This window comes from Falsiroseomonas selenitidurans (assembly GCF_012103215.1).
In the GTDB taxonomy this organism is placed as follows: Bacteria; Pseudomonadota; Alphaproteobacteria; order Acetobacterales; family Acetobacteraceae; genus Falsiroseomonas; species Falsiroseomonas selenitidurans.
Genome location: NZ_JAAVNE010000024.1, coordinates 33,049 through 50,081, shown reverse-complemented (window position 1 = coordinate 50,081; position 17,033 = coordinate 33,049). Strand labels below are relative to the sequence as shown.

The window sequence follows — 17,033 nt, the reverse complement described above, 5'->3', positions numbered from 1 at the left end:
GGGGTCGCGCCTACGCGATGCCGTCGCGCAGCGCGCGCGCGAGCACCGGCACCGCGTCCACCAGATCCTGCGCGCGGACGCATTCCTGCGGCGTATGCGCCAGCGCGATGTCACCCGGCCCGAGCACGACGCAGGGCGCCAGCGCCTGCAACTCGCTGGCATCGGTCCCGTAGGGTGCGGTGCGCGGTGCCCGGTTGGTCAGCCGCGTGGCGCGGGCGATCAGCGGGTGGTCGGCCGGCAGTTCCGGCGGGAAGCCTTCCATCTGCTCCGCCAGGTCGATCCCGGCGTCGCGCGCCGCGCGGCGCACCGCGTGCAGGACCGGCTTCGGGTCCACCTTGGCGCTGTAGCGGAACTTGATCTGGGCGGTGGCCTTGGCGACCGTCACGTTCATCGCCGTGCCGTGATTGTCCAGGATCAGGTTGAAGTCGGAGAAGGGCGGGTCGTAATCCGCATCCTGCAGCGCGGGGTCGCTGCGCAGCGCGTCATGCACCTCCCGCATCGCGGCCAGGAACGGCAGCAGCTTCCAGTTCGCGTTGACCCCCTTGCCGGTGGAGGAATGCGCCTGCAGCCCATGCGCCGTGGCGGTGAAGGCGATGTGGCTGCGATGGCCGCGCACCGGCACCAGCCCGGTCGGCTCCACCACGAAGATGCCGGCCAGGTCCAGCGACCTGGCGAGCCTGCTGTCGCGGGCCACGCGCCGCGCGCCTTCCTTGGTGGTCTCCTCATCCGTGGTGATCAGCAGCGTCGCCGGCACATCCGCCGCGGCCTGCCGCGCGGCGATGATGGCAGCCGCCAGCTGGCCCTTCATGTCGACGCTGCCAAGGCCGTGCAGCATCCCTGCCGCGTCCAGGCGTGGCGCCCAGGGGTCGCTCTGCCAGCCGGTGGCCGGCACCGTGTCCATGTGGCCGGACAGGGCGTAGCCCTGGCGCGGCCCCTTGTGGGCGACCAGCGCCCGCTTCGCGACGCCGTTGGCATCCGTGTAGTCCAGCCGCTCGATCTCGAAGCCGGCCAATTCCTGCTCGATCCGCTCGGCCACGGGCAGGTTGGACAGGCTCGATCGGCTGTCGATGGCGATGAGGTCGGCTGCCAGGCGCAGCACCGGGTCGGAGAGGCTCATGCGCGGCACCCTCGCTTGCCGGCGCCGGGCCGGCAAGGGAGGATGGGCGCCATGACCCCGCAAAGCTACCTCGACCCCCGCAGCGGCCGGACCTGGCCGCTCGATACCCCCCGCTGGTGTGGCGACGGCCAGGCGCCGCTGCTGCTGACGCCGCGCCCGGGCCTGACCCGCGCCGAGATCGAGACCGGCACCCGCAGCCTCTGGCGCTATGCCGCCGCCCTGCCCTGGAGCCCCAAGGCACCCATCAGCATGGGGGAGGGCTGCACCCCGTTGGTGGAACGCGCGCTGCCCGGTGGCACGGCGCTGCTGAAATGCGAATGGTTCATGCCGACCGGCAGCTTCAAGGATCGCGGCGCCAGCGTCATGCTGTCCCTGCTGCGCGACCAGGGCATTTCGCGTGTGCTGGAGGACAGCTCCGGCAATGGCGGCGCGGCCGTCTCCGCCTATGCGGCCGCGGGCGGCATGGCCGCCACCATCTTTGTCCCCGCCAGCACCAGCCCGGCCAAAACCGTGCAGTCCCGCGCGGCCGGGGCGGCCATCGAGCTGATTCCCGGTAGCCGCCAGGATTGCGCCGATGCCGCGCTCGCGGAGTCCGCGAAAATCTTCTACGCCAGCCACAACTGGCAGCCCTTCTTCCTGGAGGGCACCAAGACCCTGGCCTACGAACTCTGGGAGGATCTGTCCTTCAGCGTGCCGGACAACGTCATTGTCCCCTGCGGCGCCGGGTCCAACGTGCTGGGCTGCTGGCTCGGCTTTTCCGAACTTTTCCGGGCTGGCCAGATCGCAAGACTCCCGAGGATCTGGGCGGCGCAGCCGGCGAATTGCGGGCCGATCGCCCGCGCCGCGCTCGGCCTGCCGGCGGTGGACGCACAACCCACCATCGCGGAGGGCACCGCCATCGCCCAGCCGATCCGGCTGCCGGAATGCCTCGCCGCGCTGCGCGAAAGCCAGGGCGGCGCCGTGCTGCTGGAGGAGGCGGAGATCGCGGACGCCGCGCTCGCCCTGGCCCGCACGGGGTTTTACGTGGAGCCCACCTGCGCCCAGGCCGCTGCCGCCTTCTCGAAGCTGCGCGCGGAGGGCCGGATCGCGGAGCGGGAAACGACCGTGGTGGTGCTGACCGGCACCGGGCTGAAGGCCACGCCGCGCTTTGCCGAGCTGCTGGGGGTCGCCCTCTGATGTCGCTGGACCATCTGCCCACCCCCTGCCTGCTGCTCGACCTGCCCATCCTCAAGCGCAACATCGCGCGCATGGCGGCGGCGGTGGCGCGCCACCCGGGCGTGCAGCTGCGCCCGCATATTAAGACCGCGAAATCGGCCGCGGTGGCGGAACTGGCTGCGCCCGGCGGCGGGCCCATCACCGTCTCCACCCTGGCGGAGGCCCGCTACTTCGCCACGCATGGTTTCCGCGACCAGGTCTATGCCGTCGGCATCACGCCGTCGAAGCTGGGCGCGGTGGCCGCCCTGAACGCCGAGGGCGCGCGGATCAAGATCATCACGGATGACCTGGAGACGGCCCAGGCCATCGCCGCCCATCCCGGCCGCCTGCCGACGCTGATCGAGGTGGATATCGGCGAGGGCCGCGCCGGCGTGGCGCCGGATGGCGAGGCGCTGCTGGCAATCGGTGCAGCCCTCGGCGCCAAGCTCGCCGGCGTGCTCTCCCATTCCGGCCATTCCTATGCCGGCCGCAGCGAGGCCGCGATGGCGGAACTGGCCGAGATCGAGCGCGCCGGCATCGTCCTGGCCGCGACGCGGCTGCGCGAGGCTGGCCATGTGGTCGGCGTGGTTTCCGCCGGCGCCTCCCCCACCGCCCTGTATGCGGCGAATCTGGAGGGCGTGACGGAGATGCGGGCCGGCGTCTACATGATGGGCGACCTGCTGCAGGCGCAGCTCGGCGTGCATCCGCTGGAGGATATCGCCGTCACCGTGCTGACCAGCGTCACCGGCCGCTACCCCGCCCGCAACGCCGTGCTGGTCGATGCCGGGGCGCTGGCGCTGTCGAAGGACCGCAGCACGGAAGCCGCGCCGCGCGACTGGAAGTTCGGCCGCGTGCTGGACGCCGCCGGCCAGCCGAGCCTGGGCGACGCCATGGTGGTGCGGGTGCACCAGGAACATGGGGAGGTCCGCGCGGCGGAAGGCGGCACGCTGCCGCTTGAACGCCTGCGAGTCGGCGCCCGCCTGCGCATCGCGCCGAACCATGTCTGCCTGACCGCGGCGGCGCATCCGCACTACCATGTGCTGGACGAGGCCGGCCGCGTGGTGGCGGTCTGGGACCGGGTCAATTTCTGGTAACGATGTCGAAGTGTTGCAGTTCTTGTTCAGTCGCGTGACATCGCCGATGCTGGGCGTTCATGACCCAGATGTCTCGCCGGCTCGCCCTGTTGGGGCCGATCCTTCTCTTCCGACCGGCCCATGCCGATCGGCCGGTTCCGCTTTTTCCGGCGTGGGTCGGCCGCACGGCGCGCCTGCGCAGCACCGGCGGCGATGCCCGCCTGCTGCTGCAGGCCGACGGCACCGGCCTGCTGGCGGTGCGCGCCCTGTTCCGCTGCCGGCCGCTGCCGGTGCTGTCCTGGCGCATGGCGCCGGATGGGCGGGAACTGACCTACCGCCGCCAGGCCGCGATCTCCGCCAGCCGGATCGTCGAAGGCACCGCCCGCATCGATGCGGATGGCACCGGCCTGGTCTGGGAGGAGGCGCGGGAGCAACGCGCCGAATTCGACGGCTTCGAAGCCGCCGCGGCCGCCGGGACCTGCCTCTGATCAGCGTGCGTCGGGATAGTCCCGCGCCGGGCGCGGCTTGAAGGCGGGCAGCGACCAGCCGCGCCAGATCGCCGCGCCGCGGATGCCGAAGCCCAGCGCGATGCCCGCCAGCAGTGCCACATCCCGCGGCAGCGGCGCCAGCCGCAGCGCCACATAGCCCAGGGCGGCGGCCGCGGCGGCGGTGATGTAGATCTCCTTGCGCAGGATCAGCGGCAATTCGTTGCAGATCACATCGCGCAGGATGCCGCCTGCCGTTGCCGTGACGGTGCCCAGCAGCACCGCCGCCCAGGCTTCCGCCCCGGCGATCAGCGCGATCTCCGCCCCCAGCACCGCGAACAGCGCCAGCCCCACCGCGTCGGCCCAGAGCAGGGCCTTGAAGCGGCTTTCCACGCGGTGGGCAAAGAAGAACACCAGAAGCGCCGCGGCGGCGGCGATCAGCGGCAATTCCGGCTGGCGCAGCCAGAACACCGGCGTGCGGCCCAGCAGCAGGTCGCGCACCGTGCCGCCGCCGAAGCCGGTGACCATGCCGATCAGCACGAAGCCCACCGCATCCAGCTGCTTGCGGCTGGCCACCAGCGCGCCGGAAGCGGCGAAGACCGCGATGCCCAGCAGGTCCAGGACCTGCAGCGCGGCATCCAGCCCGCCCACCTATTCCGCCGGCACGGCAAGCGGCGCGGCGCGTCGTGCCGCGCTGCTGGCGCGGCCCATGCACAGCAGGGAGGCCAGCAGCAGCAGGGCGGCCAGCGGCAGCACCATCCAGGCCAGCCCGAAATCCAGCAGCAGCCCCACCGGCACGGGCGTGATGGCGCCGCCCAGCGGCAGGCCGGAGGAGACGAAGCCGAACACCTTGCCCATCTGCCCCGGCGGGATCGCATCCTTCAGCATCACGTCGCGCGGGGTGCGGGAGGATCCCATGGCCAGCCCCGCCGCGCCGGCCACCACCGGCTGCAGCCAGTGCGGCAGCGGCAGCAGGCCGAGTGCCAGCAGCAGCAGCGCCGCCACCAGCGTCAGCCCGACGATGAAGGCCAGGTGCTTCCTGGACCGGTCCGCGAACCAGCCGCCCACCAGCGTGCCGCCGGTGGCGCCGGCCATGTAGCCCGTCAGCGCGAAGGAGGCGATGGCGACCGGCGTGCCCCACAGCTCGATCAGCACGGTGATCGAGAAGGCCTGGATCACCGACCCGGCCATGGCGGACAGCAGGAAGAAGCCGAAGAACAGCAGGATGGGCCGCGACAGCAGCAATTCCCGCCCCGACAGCACCGGCCCGGTGCCGTGCCGTGGCTTCGGCTTCGCCTGGTCCTGCAGGATCCGGCTCTGCCACAGGATGGCCAGCACCACGGGGATGCCGATCAGCCCGAGCACCAGCAGCGCCGGCCGCCAGCCCATCACCAGCAGCATGGCGGCGACCACAGGCGGCCCGGCGGCGAAGCCGAGATTGCCGGTGAAGGTGTGCATGGCGAAGGCGCGGCCGATGCGGCTGGGGTGGATGGACCCGCCGAGGATGGCGTAGTCCGCCGGGTGGATCACCGAATTGCCCACGCCGGACAGCAGCGCCAGCAGCAGGATCGCCCAGTAGCCGGGCGCGAACGCCATGGCGGCGATGGACAGCGCCATCAGCAGCACGCCGCCCACCAGGAAGGGCCGCGCGCCGTGCCGGTCCACCAGGAAGCCCACCGGGGTCTGCAGCGCGGCCGTCACCGCGCTCATCAACGCCACCGCCAGGCCCAGCTCGCCGAAGGAGACGTCGAACTCGTCCCGCCACACCAGGAACAGCGGCGGCAGGCACAGCATGTAGAAATGGCTGAGGAAATGCCCGGTGCCGATCAGCGCCAGGATCCGCGCATCATGGCCAGGCGAGGGCGGGGCATCGGGGGAGGCGGGGGCGACCATGCCTGGCGGGCTCCTTGGTTGCCCAAGGCTGCGCCCAGCCTCTGCCGAAGGTCAATCCGGCATCAGGCAGGCCAGATCCAGAACAGGTAGGCCACATACAGCGCCAGCAGCAGCGCGCCCTCCCGCCGGCCGATGCGCCAGCCGCTGCGTGCCAGCACCAGCAGCAGCAGGGCCACGCCCAGCATCACGAACAGGTCGAAGCCCACGATGTCCGGCGGCACCGGCGTCGGCGCGATCAGCGCCGTGGCGCCGCCGATGCCGAGCACGTTGTAGATGTTGGAGCCCAGCACATTGCCCAGCGCCACATCCGCATGCCGGCGCAGCGCCGCGACCAGCGAGGTGACGAGTTCCGGCATGGAGGTGCCGATGGCGACGATGGTCAGCCCGATCACGCTCTCGGACACGCCAAGGCCGCGGGCCAGCGCCGTCGCGCCGTCCACCAGCAGCCCGCCGCCGCCCACCACCAGCGCCAGCCCCACCACCACGAAGCCGATGGAAGCCGGCACGCCCTGCCAGAAGCCGGCGGTGGCGGCCGGCGGATGCTGCGCCAGGCCGCCGGGGTGAACCTCCTCCAGCGCCTGCGCCCTCTCGAAGGCGGCGGTGTGGTCGCCGGTGGCGGCGCTTTCCTGCCGCCAGGCATAGACCAGGTAGCCCGCCAGCCCGAGCAGGAAGACCACCCCCACCAGCCGGTCCAGCGTCCAGCCCAGCCCCACCGCCAGTAGCGCCGCCGCCGCCACGGCGCCCAGCACGCCATCCCGCCACAGCGCCGCCGACGGCACCGCAATCGGGAAGATCAGCGCCGACAGGCCCAGGATCAGCAGGATGTTGGCGATGTTGGAGCCGACGATGTTGCCCAGCGCGATGCCCGGCGACCCGGCGAGCGAGGCCTGCACGCTGGTCACCAGCTCCGGCGCCGAGGTGCCGAAGCCGACAAGCGTCAGCCCGATCATCAGCGGCGAGACGCCCAGCCGCTCCGCGATCCGCACCGCGCCGCGCACGAACAGCTCGCCCCCCAGCACCAGCAGGCCAAGGCCGAGCAGGATGGGCAGCGCGGTGCTCATGCCGCCGCGCCCTTCGGCCGGCGCAGGGTCAGGGCGGGATGGGTGGCGAAGGTCATGGCGAACCCCTGGTCAGGCAGCGATGCCGCGTGGGCGGTTCGACATCACGCGCGCCGCCCCGGGGCCTCCCAGGGGCGGCCAGCGCCAGAGGGGCCCGAACCAAGCCGCGAGGTGGCCCGCACCCCGCCGCCTTTCAAGCCGGTGCTTCACCGCAGCATGCCCGCCGCATCCAGCACCGGCCGGTCGGCGAAGGCGGCAGCGGGCAGGGCGCGGAAGGCCGCATGCGGCACCAGGATGGCCACGATGTCCGCCTGCGCCAGCGCCGCGCCGAGCTCCAGCCAGGCCACGCCGTCCTGCCCGGCCAGCGGCGGCGGCAGGCGGTCCAGCATCGGGTCGCAGCACAGCAGCCGCAGCGTGCCGTCGCGCGACAGCGCCTCGGCCACCGCCAGGGCCGGGCTGCCACGCAGATCGGCCACATCCGGCTTGTAGGCCAGGCCGAGGCAGGCGATGGCAGGACGCTCCCGCCCTTCGGCCCCGCCGCGGAGCGCTGCCGCCATCCCGCGCAGCCGCGCCACCACCTGGCCCGGCCGCGCCTCGTTCACCCCGCGCGCCGCCTGGATCAGCGGCGTCGCCGCCGGCGCGGCCTCGGCCAGGAACCAGGGATCGACCGGGATGCAATGCCCGCCTACCCCCGGCCCGGGGTTGAGGATCGCCACCCTGGGATGCCGGTTGGCCAGGGCGATGGCCGCCCGGGGCTCGATGCCGAAGCCCTCGCACAGCCCGGCCAGCTCGTTGGCAAAGGCGATGTTCACGTCGCGGAACGCGTTCTCCGCCAGCTTCGCCAGCTCGGCCGTGCGGGCATCGGTCAGGTGGCAGGCGCCGGCGACGAAGCCGGCATAGAGCGCCGCGGCAAGCGCCGCGCAGTCCGGCGTCAGCCCGCCGATGATCCGGTCATTCGCGACCAGCTCCCGCAGCAGGTCGCCGGGCAGCACCCGTTCCGGGCAATGCGCCAGGTGGACGCAGCCGGGTGGCGCCGGCTGGCCGCTTCGCGGCAGGGCGAGGTCCGGACGTGCCGCCCGCAGCCGCTCCGCCAGCGCCTCCGTGGTGCCGACCGGGCAGGTGGATTCCAGCACCACCAGGTCGCCCGGCTTGAGGCAGGGGGCGATCGCGTCGGTGGCGGCGTGGACGGCGCCGAGATCCGCCCGCCGCCCGGGGCCGAGCGGCGTCGGCACCGCGATCAGGAAGGCTTCCGCCGGCCCGGGGGTTGCCCGCAGCGCCAGCCGGCCGCTGGCCAGCGCGGTGGCCAGCAGCGCATCCAGCCCCGCCTCCCGCACCAGGGGCCGGCCGGCCTCGATGGCGGCCAGTGCCAGCGGGTTGGTGTCGCAGCCCAGCACCCGATGGCCCCTTGCGGCCAGCACCGCCGCGGTGGGCAGCCCGACATGGCCGAGCCCGACCACGCAGACGCGCATCATGCCGGGCGCGCTACGCGGCGGCGGGGCAGGTCGCGTCCCACCATTGGCCGATCGCGTCGGCGATGCGCCCGGCGGCGCGGCCATCGCCATAGGGAAAGACGGGGCGGGACATGCGGGCCAGCAGGGCCGGGTCGTCCAGCAGCCGGTTGGCGGCGGCCAGGATGGCGGGGGCGGCGGTGCCGACCAGCAGCGCGGCACCGGCCTCCACCACCTCCGGCCGCTCCGTCACCTCCCGCAGCACCAGCACGGGGCGCCCGAGCGCCGGCGCCTCCTCCTGCATCCCGCCGCTGTCGGTCAGCACCAGGCAGGCGGCCTGCATCAGCGCCAGGCTGTCGCCATAGGGCAGGGGGGGCAGCAGGTGCACGCCGGCCACGCCGGCCAGCCGTGCCGTCACCGCCTCCCGCACCGCCGGGTTGGGGTGCAGCGGCCAGACCAGCTCCACATCGCCGCGCGCCGCCAGGCCGGCCACCGCCTCCGCGATGCCGGCCAGGGGGGCGCCCCAATTCTCCCGTCGATGCGCGGTGACCAGGATCAGCCGGCGGCCGGGCGCGATGGCCACCGGCACCACGCCGGTGCGGCGGTTGCGGAACAGCGCATCGATGCCGGTATTGCCGGTGACGATCACCCGGCCGGCGCCGTATTCGGCGCGGAGATTGGCCGAGGCGGTGGCGTTGGGGGCGAAGCGCAGCGCCGCCATGGCGTCGATGGAGACCCGGTGGAACTCCTCCGGCCAGGGGTTGCGCAGATCGCCCGACCGCAGCCCCGCCTCCACATGGCCCACCGCGATGCCGGCCTGGTGCGCCGCCAGCGCCGCGGCGAAGGCGCTCAGCGTGTCGCCCTGCACCAGCACCAGGTCGGGCCGGGCGGCGGCGATGGCGCCGGCCATGCCGGTCAGCAGGTAGCTGGTCAGCCGCGGCAGCCCCAGGCCGGGCGGCAGCGCGCCCAGCTCGATCGCCGCAGCCTCGTGCCATTCAGCCAGCAGGTCGCGCACCAGCGCGTGGTGCTGGCCGGTGGAACAGGCAAGCGGCAGCAGGCCGGGCCGGTCGCGCAGCGCCGCCAGCACCGGCATCATCTTGATGGCTTCCGGCCGGGTGCCGAAGGCCACCAGCACGCGGCAGGCGGGGCGGTCCGGGGTCAGGGCGCCGGGGTGGTGGCGGCTCATGCCGCGATCGAGCCCTGGCCCAGCGATTCGCGGATAAAGCCGACCAGCGGCACCACCACCTGGCTGCGGCCCTCGGCATCGCCGAACAGCGCCATTTCCACCAGGCCCAGCTCCGGCAGGCCGGCCACTTCCCGCAGCCCGTCGGGGAAGCCGCTGCGGCCGAGCACGGTCAGCGCGAAGCCGGCCTGGGCGGCGGCGGCCAGGCCCAGCAGGCTGTCGCAGGTGAACACCGGCTCGAAGGCCAGACCGGCCCGGGCCAGGGCACGCAGCGCGCGGTCGCGGAACATGCAGCCTTCCGGCAGCAGGGCCAGCGGCAGCGGCCGGTCCGGCGGCGCGGTCCAGCCCGGGGCGGCGGCCCAGACCACCGGCTCCGTCCAGATCGGCACGCCCGCCACTTCCCCGTCCCGGCGCTTGCCCAGCACCAGGTCCAGGCCGCCCGCCATCTGCTTGGCGCGCAACTCATGGCTGCGCCCCACCTCCACCTCCAGCCGGGCATCCGGGTAGGTGCGGGCGAAGCGGGCCAGGATATGGGCCAGGCTGCGCGGCACGAAATGGTCGGCGACACCGAGCCGCAGGCGGCCCGCCACCGGTGGCGCCACCAGGCGGCGCACCGCCTCATCGTTCAGGGCCAGGATGCGGCGGGCATAGGCCAGCAGCGTCTCGCCTTCCGCCGTCAGCTCGACACGCCGGCTGGTGCGGCGGAACACCGGGCGGCGCACCACCTCCTCCAGCCGTTTGATCTTCAGGCTGACCGCGGATTGGGTCAGGCCGAGTGCCGTCGCCGCCACGGTGAAGCCGCCCTGCTCCGCCACCATGACGAAGCAGCGCAGCAGGTCGAGGTCGAGGTCGGGCATGCGCATGGGATCGATGATCCCGAATCATCGCACGGGAGGCAACCAAAGGTTGATAAAGATGAAGCGCGGCGGCAGGGCCGCCGCGCCACTCAACCCTGGATGGGCTCAGATCTCCTCGTCGTAGCCGCCGCCATCGTCATAGGCGCCGGCATCGTCCTGCCAGGGCTGCGCATCGCCGTCCGCTGCGGCCTGGTCATAGCCGGTGGGCACCTGTTCCTGGCCGAAGCTGCCGGCATCGGCCGCGGCGGCCGTCGCCGCTTCCGCCGTGCCGCCCGAGAAGGCGGACATCAGCGCATTGCCCAGCATCATGCCACCGGCGACGCCGACGGCCGTCATCATCGCGGTGCGCAGGAAGCCGCCGCCCTGGCCCTGCTGCAGGGCCTGCGGGTTGTAGCCCGGCGGGTATTGCGGCTGCGGCTGCGGCCGGGTGCGCATCATCGGCCGCTGCTGCTGGCCGCCGCCGAACATGCCGCCGAACAGGCCGCCGCGCGGCTGCTGCTGCGCCTGGCTGGCCTGTGCCTGGGCCTGCTCCACTTCCCATTCCAGCTGCTGGATGCGGTTCTGCATCTCGATCACCGCGTGCTCCTGCACGAAGGCGGTCTGGGTGATGCGGTAGCGGGCTTCCGGATAGCGCGCGAACAGATCAGCGATCAGCCGGTCCGCTTCCGGATCCACCGGCGGCAGCGGCTGTGCCGGCTGCGCCTGGCCACCCCCCAGCGCCCCCCAGGGCGAGGCCGGGCGCGGCGCCGCGCCGGCTGCGCCGCTCACCCGCTCCACATAGCCGGTGATGATCCGGCGTTCCTCGTCCGTCATGGTCCCCTGTATCCTCTGGCGTGGCCGGGCTTCTGGCCCGGGCGGGTGGTTGGACCGGGCGCATGGCCCGGGCTGGCACGGCCCTGCCGGCAAGGCTCCCCGCGATTCCTTACCGGCAATTCATCTGCGCGCCCAATTGGCCCGCCGCCGCGCGGTTTTCAAGCGGCAGCCTCGTGACGATCAGTGACCGATCACATTGTCGTCGGTCCCGGACGGGCCAATCCGGGCCGGCAGGTTCAGCCGCCGCCACTCGATCGCCGGGCAGCGGTCCATCACCACCGCCACCCCAGCCGCCCGCGCCCGGGCGGCGGCGGCCTCATCCACCACGCCCAGCTGCAGCCAGACGGACCTGGCCCCCCGCCGCACCGCCTCGTCCATCACCGCCCCGGCTTCGGCGGAACGGCGGAACACGTCCACCATGTCCAGCGGCCCGGCCTCCGCCAGCCCCGCCCGCACGGCGCGGCCATGGATCTCCCGCCCCGACAGCAACGGGTTCACCGGCACCGCGTCATACCCGCGCGCCAGCAGGAAGCCGAGGACGCCATGGCTCGCCCGGTCCGGACGGTCCGAGGCGCCGACCACGGCGATGCGCCGCGTGCCCAGCAGCAGGTCCCGGATCCGGGCGTCCTCCTCCGTCATTCAGAACCTTTCGAGCAGCGTGCCGCAGCCCGCCACCTTGTCCGTGATGCCGCGCGCGCGCAGCGCATGCCAGTAGGTGGCCACGTTGATCGCGATGACCGGCTTGCCAAGCCACATCTCCGCCATCGCCGCCAGCTTCACCATGGACAGGTTGGTGCCGACCTGGACGATGGCGTCGACGTCGTCGCCATCGATCTCCTTGATCCCCTGCACGCAGCGCGCCGGGGTCTGGGCGGCGATGTCGGTCCAGGAGGTGCAGCGGAAGGCGGTGTCCCGCACCACGGAAAAGCCCATGTCGCCGAAGTAGCGCGCCACCTCGATGTTCATCGCCGGCCAGTAGGGCGACATCACGGCGATGCGCTTCACGCCGCCATAGGCGTTCAGCGCCGCGGTGCAGGCATGGCTGCCGACGCTGATCTTCAGGCCGGAGACCTCCTCCACCTCCTTCACGAAGCGGTCGGCGCCCTTCGCACCATCGAAGAAGGTGACGGCGGACATGCCCATCACCAGCGCATCGGGCCCGCAGGTCATCACGGACCGCACGGCGTCCATGGTGTTGCGGCCGATCAGCTCGGCCCCGGCGCGGAAGGTCTCGTTGGAGACGGCATCGGCGTTCGGCGTGTAGATGCGGCTGTAGTGGTTGGTGACGCCCGCCGGGCGCATCATGTCGAAATCCGGCTGCACCACGGTGTTGGTGGCGGGGCCCATCACCCCGAATTTGCAGCGCCAGCCCAGCACGTCGCCCATCAGGCTCTCCTTTGGCATTTGTCCGGACAGCCTGCCACAGCCGGTGGCCGGCGCCAGACCTGGAAGCCCCCTTTTCACAAGGCTTCCCCTTGCCAGAACCCGTTCCGCGACGTCTCCTTCCGCCAGGAAGGCTTCCGGAGAACAACATGTCCCTACCCCCCCTGTCGCGGCGCGCGGCACTGCTCGGCCTGGGTGCCGCCCTGCCGCTTTCGGGCGCCCGGGCGCAGACCGGCGACTGGCCGAACCGGCCGATCCGCTGGGTGAATCCCGGCCCGGCCGGTGGCGCCGGCGATGTGATTTCCCGCCTGATCGCGGACCGCCTGCAGGCCAGGCTCGGCCAGCCCGTGGTGGTGGACAACCGCCCCGGCGCCGGCACCAACATCGGCATGACGCAGGTGGCCCGCGCCGCGCCGGATGGCTACACGGTGGGGCTGGCCACCATCGCCGCCAATGCCGCGAACAAGTGGCTCTACCGCAACATGCCCTTCGACCCGGAGAAGGACTTCGCCGCGGTCGGGCTGATCGCGCTGGTGCCGAACATCGTGGTGATCCCGCCCGCGGTGCCGGCGCGGACGCTGCAGGAATTCATCACCTGGGCGAAGGCGCAGGGGCGGCCGATCAATTTCGGCTCGGTCGGTGCCGGCTCCTCGCAGCATCTGGCGGGGTCGCAGTTCCAGATCATCACCGGGCTGCAGCTGCAGCACCTGCCCTATACCAACAGCGGCCAGATGAACACGGACCTGATCGAGGGCCGCATCGACATGCTGTTCCAGTCCATCTCCGCGGTGACGCAGATGGCGCAGTCCGGGCGGATGCGGCCGGTGGCGGTATCCGGCACGGCGCGCGTGGCGGCCTTCCCGGACCTGCCGACGATGCAGGAACAGGGCGTGGACATCACCTCCACCGGCTGGTTCGGCCTGTGCACCCCGGCCGGCGTGCCGGAGCCGATCCTGGCGCGGCTGGACACGGAACTGCAGGCGATCGTGCAGGACCCGGCGCTGGCCGGTCGGCTCAGCGCGCTGGGCTCCCTCCCGCGCGCCATGGGGCGGGCCGACTTCACGCGCTACATGGCGGCCGAAAGCGCCAAGTGGCGGGTGGTGATCCAGGCCGTCGGCGCCAGCGTCGACTGATCGCCCGGCGTCACCACGCCGCGGCGCCGCGCTACTGCCGCGCGGCGCCCGAGATCGCCACCAGGCGGCGCCAGGAAGGCGTCTCCCGCAGGATGCGCGCGGCCATCGCCGCCGGGCTTTCGCTGACCACGGCATCGTAGCCGAAGGGGCGCAGCGCGGCGGCGAAGGACGGGTCCCGGCCGACCCGGGCGATCGCCGCGAACAGCCGCTGCACTTCCGCCTCCGGGGTCGCGGCCGGGGCCATGATGGCGTTCCAGGACCGGATGTCGATGCCGGCCAGCGCCGGGGTCTCGGCCAGCGCCGGCACCTCCGGCAGGAAGGCGAGGCGGGTGGAGGCGGAGACGCCCAGCGCCTTCATCCGCCCGGCGGCGATATGCGGCAGCAGCGCCGCCGGCAGGTCCGCGGTGGCTTCCACCGTGCCGGCGATGACGTCCATCGCCTGCTGCGCGCCGCCGCGATAGGGCACGCTGGTCAGGTCCACCCCGGCCGCGGTGTTGATGGCGGCCAGCGCCAGGTTGGTGACGGTGCCGACGCCGGCATTGGCCACCCGCGCGCCGCCCGGATTCGCCTTCGCCCAGGCCAGCAGCGCGGCCATGTCCGTCCAGCCATGCCGCCGCGCCACATCCGCCCCCACCGCGATCACCACCGCGCTGTCCGAGACCTGGGTGACGGCGCGAAAATCCTTCGTCACGTCGAAGGGCATGCTGGGCTGGATGAAGGGCGCGGCGCAGAGTGTGGCGGCGCCGATGATGCCGATGATGCTGCCATCCGCCGGCCCCTTGGCCACCGCATCGGCGCCGATCAGCCCGCCGCCGCCGCTGCGGTTCTCCACCACCACCTGCTGGCCTTCCAGCAGCGGCGTCAGGCGCTCCGCCAGCAGCCGGCCCAGGCTGTCCACGCCGCCACCGGGCGGGAAGGGCACCACGACCCGCAGGGGCCGCCGCGTTTGCCCAAGCGCAAGGGACGGCGCGGCGAGCGTGCCGAGCAGGACGGCACGGCGGCTGAAGCGGATCATTGAGGAAGCTCTCCCAGGGTTGCCATTACCCTAGGGAGACGAAGCGGCTCCGTGCAACGGTATCGCGGCCCGCGCCGCGATCGATGCCGGAATCGCACCGCGCCGCGCGGCCTCCCGCCACACGCGCTCGATCGCCGTGCGGCCGCGGCGGGTCACGCCGGCTTCGTCGGCCACCGTCACCCGGCCGTCGCGCAGCAGGACGCGGCCTTCCACCATGGCCAGCGACAGGTCCGCCGCGCTGCCATTGGTGATCAGCGATTTCAGCGGGTCCCACACCGGCTGGTAGCGCGAGGATCCGAGATCGAACATCACCAGATCCGCCCGCGCCCCCTTCGCCACCAGGCCGAGGTCGTCCCGCCCCAGCGCCAGCGCCGCGTCCCGCGTCGCCGCCCGCAGGATGCGCGGCGCCGTAAGGCCGTGCGGCGTGCCGGACTGCACCTTGGCGAAGACGGAGGCGGTGCGGATCTCGTGCAGCATGTCGAGCGTCACGCCATCCGTGCCGATGCCGAGCCGAAGCCCCGCCGCTTCCATCCGCGCCAGCGGCACGAAGCGGCCGGACCGCGCGAAGGCCAGGGGGCAGGAGGCCAGCGCCGCGCCCGATTCCGCGATGGCCGCCATTTCCGCATCGGTCGCGAACATGCCATGCGCCAGCACCACGCCCGGCCGCAGCAGGCCCATGTCCCGGATATGGGCGATGGAGCCCTTGCCATGCGCGGCCTGCACCTTCTCGATCTCGATCAGGTTCTGCGCGGCGTGGATCGAGACGATGGTGTCCCGCTCCCGCGCGGCCCGGTCGATGGCGCGCAGCAGGTCCGGGGTGCAGCTATCCGGGCCATGCGGGCCGAAGCCGACGCGCGTCAGGCCGCGGCGGCCCTCGTCAAAGCGGTCGAACAGTTGCAGGATCGCCTCGAAGCCGGTGTCGGCGGTCGGGCTGTAGGTGGGCCTGCCATCGGGCGTCATGCCGACCGGGGCGGAGAACAGGTAGGGGCAGGACCAGCTGCGCAGGCCGAGGCGCTTCGCGCGTTCGATCAGCGGCCATTGGGCATTTCGGAAAACGTCGAGCAGGCCGGTGGTGCCGCTGCGCAGCCCCTCCAGCAGCGCCATCTCGGCCGCGTCGCCGATCTCCTCCTCCGTCATCACCTGCGCGGCGACGTCGCCGAGCGGCATCAGCAGCGCATAGACGATGTGCCCCGGCAGGTCGCCCGGCGCGATGTCGTCCGCCAGGCCGCGGAACAGCGGCGCGGACAGGGCATGGTTGTGCAGGTTGATGAAGCCCGGCAGCAGCAGCGCGTCTGGCGCGACGATCCGCTCCGCCTCCAGGGTCGGCGAGCCGGCGACCACATCGGCCACCACGCCATCCTGCACGATCACGCTGTGCCCGGTGCGCAGCCCGCCCTCGGCATCCCAGACCCAGCCGGCCTCGATGATGAGCGTCATGGCAGGATCCCCCGGAAATGGCCGATCAAGGCGGACAAGGTCAGCACGGACAGGGCGGTGGTGACCACCACGGCGGCGCCGGACCGGTCCGTGCCGGTGGCGTAGCGCCGCGCCAGGATGAAGGCATTGGCCCCCGTCGGCAGCGCCGCCATGGTGACGGCCACCGCTTCCTCGATCGGCGGCAGGCCGAGCAGCCGCGCCAGCCCCCAGACCAGCGCCGGCAAGGCCACCAGCTTCACCGCGACGATGGCCGTGGTTTCCTGCCACAGCGCCGCGCCGGCGATGCCGGCAAGCCCGCCGCCCAGGCAGAACAGCGCCAGCGGTGGCGCCGCCGCACCCATCATCTCCAGCGTCCGCCGCGCCACATCCGGCAGGTGCAGGCCGAGCAGCGTCCAGAGGAACGCCGCCACCACCGCCAGCACCACCGGATTGCGCAGGATGCCCTTCAGGCTGGCGCCCAGCACCCGCCGCCAGGGCGCATTCGCGTGCAGCCCCACCTCGGTCAGCACCGTCGCCTGGCCCAGCAGGATCATGGTGGTGAAGGCCAGGATGCCGAGCATCGGCGGCACCCCGGCCGGGCCGTAGGCGGCGATGATGATCGGCACGCCCATCATCACGGAATTGCCGAAGATGCAGGACAGCGCGAACAGCGAGGCCTCGCCCAGCTTGAGCCGGAACACCGCGCGCCCGCCGGCCACCGCCAGCCAGAACATCAGCACGGAGCCCGAAAGCAGCGCCAGCGCCGCGCCGCCGCCGCCCGCATGGGGCTGCGTGCCGCCGGCGAATAGCAGCGCCGGCGCGGCCAGGCCGAAGACGAACAGCGTCATGGCCTTGAAGCCTTCCTCGCTGACCAGCTTTCGCTTCGCGGCGCCGAAGCCCAGCAGGATCATGGCGAAGACCGGCAGCACCACCTCCACCACCCCGGCCAGGCTGCCCATGGCGCG

17 protein-coding genes are annotated in these 17,033 nt (G+C 72.8%); 4 read left to right on the top strand and 13 right to left on the bottom strand.

The genetic code is table 11. The features are described 5' to 3' along the window. Positions 1-10 precede the first annotated feature (10 nt). Positions 11-1,117, bottom strand: coding sequence for a M20/M25/M40 family metallo-hydrolase (locus tag HEQ75_RS15455; protein WP_168032163.1), 1,107 nt, complete (start codon positions 1,115-1,117; stop codon positions 11-13). Positions 1,118-1,168: 51 nt separating this feature from the next. Here HEQ75_RS15455 and HEQ75_RS15450 point away from each other — a divergent pair, with 51 nt between their 5' ends. The 3 genes from HEQ75_RS15450 to HEQ75_RS15440 are packed head-to-tail and all read left to right on the top strand — an operon-like array spanning position 1,169 to position 3,872. Beyond that, positions 1,169-2,293, top strand: a complete 1,125-nt coding sequence (locus HEQ75_RS15450) for a pyridoxal-phosphate dependent enzyme (protein ID WP_168032161.1) — start codon at positions 1,169-1,171, stop codon at positions 2,291-2,293. After that, the gene (locus HEQ75_RS15445) at positions 2,293-3,405 is read left to right on the top strand and encodes an alanine racemase (RefSeq protein ID WP_168032159.1); all 1,113 of its coding nucleotides are present in this window, start codon (positions 2,293-2,295) and stop codon (positions 3,403-3,405) included. Before HEQ75_RS15450 ends, HEQ75_RS15445 begins: the two co-directional genes overlap by 1 nt. 59 nt (positions 3,406-3,464) lie before the next feature. Then, complete coding sequence (locus HEQ75_RS15440; protein WP_168032157.1) at positions 3,465-3,872, top strand: hypothetical protein; 408 nt, start codon at positions 3,465-3,467, stop codon at positions 3,870-3,872. Here the strand turns inward: HEQ75_RS15440 and HEQ75_RS15435 are convergent, their stop codons facing one another. The 9 genes from HEQ75_RS15435 to HEQ75_RS15395 all read right to left on the bottom strand — a co-directional run bounded on the left by HEQ75_RS15435 (position 3,873) and on the right by HEQ75_RS15395 (position 12,525). Next, positions 3,873-4,520, bottom strand: coding sequence for a trimeric intracellular cation channel family protein (locus tag HEQ75_RS15435; protein ID WP_328734066.1), 648 nt, complete (start codon positions 4,518-4,520; stop codon positions 3,873-3,875). Then, complete coding sequence (locus HEQ75_RS15430) at positions 4,521-5,762, bottom strand: MFS transporter (RefSeq protein WP_168032155.1); 1,242 nt, start codon at positions 5,760-5,762, stop codon at positions 4,521-4,523. Between the two features lie 62 nt (positions 5,763-5,824). Next, positions 5,825-6,823 (bottom strand): calcium/sodium antiporter, encoded by a 999-nt coding sequence (locus HEQ75_RS15425; protein WP_168032153.1) that lies wholly within the window; start codon positions 6,821-6,823, stop codon positions 5,825-5,827. 203 nt (positions 6,824-7,026) lie between these two features. Continuing rightward, positions 7,027-8,292 carry a nucleotide sugar dehydrogenase gene (locus HEQ75_RS15420; protein ID WP_168032141.1) on the bottom strand — a complete coding sequence of 422 codons (1,266 nt, stop codon included), beginning with the start codon at positions 8,290-8,292 and terminating at the stop codon, positions 7,027-7,029. Between the two features lie 10 nt (positions 8,293-8,302). Then, positions 8,303-9,454, bottom strand: a complete 1,152-nt coding sequence (wecB, locus tag HEQ75_RS15415) for a non-hydrolyzing UDP-N-acetylglucosamine 2-epimerase (protein ID WP_168032131.1) — start codon at positions 9,452-9,454, stop codon at positions 8,303-8,305. Next, a complete protein-coding gene (locus HEQ75_RS15410) occupies positions 9,451-10,314 on the bottom strand; it encodes a LysR family transcriptional regulator (RefSeq protein WP_168032129.1) in 864 nt (287 codons plus the stop codon). Before HEQ75_RS15410 ends, wecB begins: the two co-directional genes overlap by 4 nt. 99 nt (positions 10,315-10,413) lie before the next feature. Next, complete coding sequence (locus HEQ75_RS15405) at positions 10,414-11,121, bottom strand: DUF2076 domain-containing protein (RefSeq protein WP_168032127.1); 708 nt, start codon at positions 11,119-11,121, stop codon at positions 10,414-10,416. Between the two features lie 180 nt (positions 11,122-11,301). Beyond that, complete coding sequence (locus HEQ75_RS15400) at positions 11,302-11,760, bottom strand: CoA-binding protein (RefSeq protein ID WP_168032125.1); 459 nt, start codon at positions 11,758-11,760, stop codon at positions 11,302-11,304. Continuing rightward, a complete protein-coding gene (locus HEQ75_RS15395; protein WP_235961689.1) occupies positions 11,761-12,525 on the bottom strand; it encodes a maleate cis-trans isomerase family protein in 765 nt (254 codons plus the stop codon). A 128-nt stretch (positions 12,526-12,653) separates the two neighbouring features. On the opposite strand from HEQ75_RS15395, the gene HEQ75_RS15390 reads away from it, so the two are divergent. Beyond that, positions 12,654-13,637, top strand: coding sequence for a Bug family tripartite tricarboxylate transporter substrate binding protein (locus HEQ75_RS15390; RefSeq protein WP_168032123.1), 984 nt, complete (start codon positions 12,654-12,656; stop codon positions 13,635-13,637). A 31-nt stretch (positions 13,638-13,668) separates the two neighbouring features. On the opposite strand, the gene HEQ75_RS15385 is transcribed toward HEQ75_RS15390, so the two are convergent. From HEQ75_RS15385 to HEQ75_RS15375, 3 genes are read right to left on the bottom strand one after another with little or no spacing between them, the layout of a single operon-like run. Next, on the bottom strand, positions 13,669-14,652 hold the full coding sequence (locus HEQ75_RS15385) for a Bug family tripartite tricarboxylate transporter substrate binding protein (RefSeq protein WP_168032121.1): 984 nt from the start codon (positions 14,650-14,652) through the stop codon (positions 13,669-13,671). A gap of 30 nt (positions 14,653-14,682) precedes the next feature. Continuing rightward, the gene (locus tag HEQ75_RS15380) at positions 14,683-16,089 is read right to left on the bottom strand and encodes an amidohydrolase family protein (RefSeq protein WP_168032119.1); all 1,407 of its coding nucleotides are present in this window, start codon (positions 16,087-16,089) and stop codon (positions 14,683-14,685) included. Next, positions 16,086-17,027, bottom strand: coding sequence for an AEC family transporter (locus HEQ75_RS15375; RefSeq protein ID WP_168032109.1), 942 nt, complete (start codon positions 17,025-17,027; stop codon positions 16,086-16,088). Before HEQ75_RS15375 ends, HEQ75_RS15380 begins: the two co-directional genes overlap by 4 nt. Between the last annotated feature and the right edge of the window lie 6 nt (positions 17,028-17,033).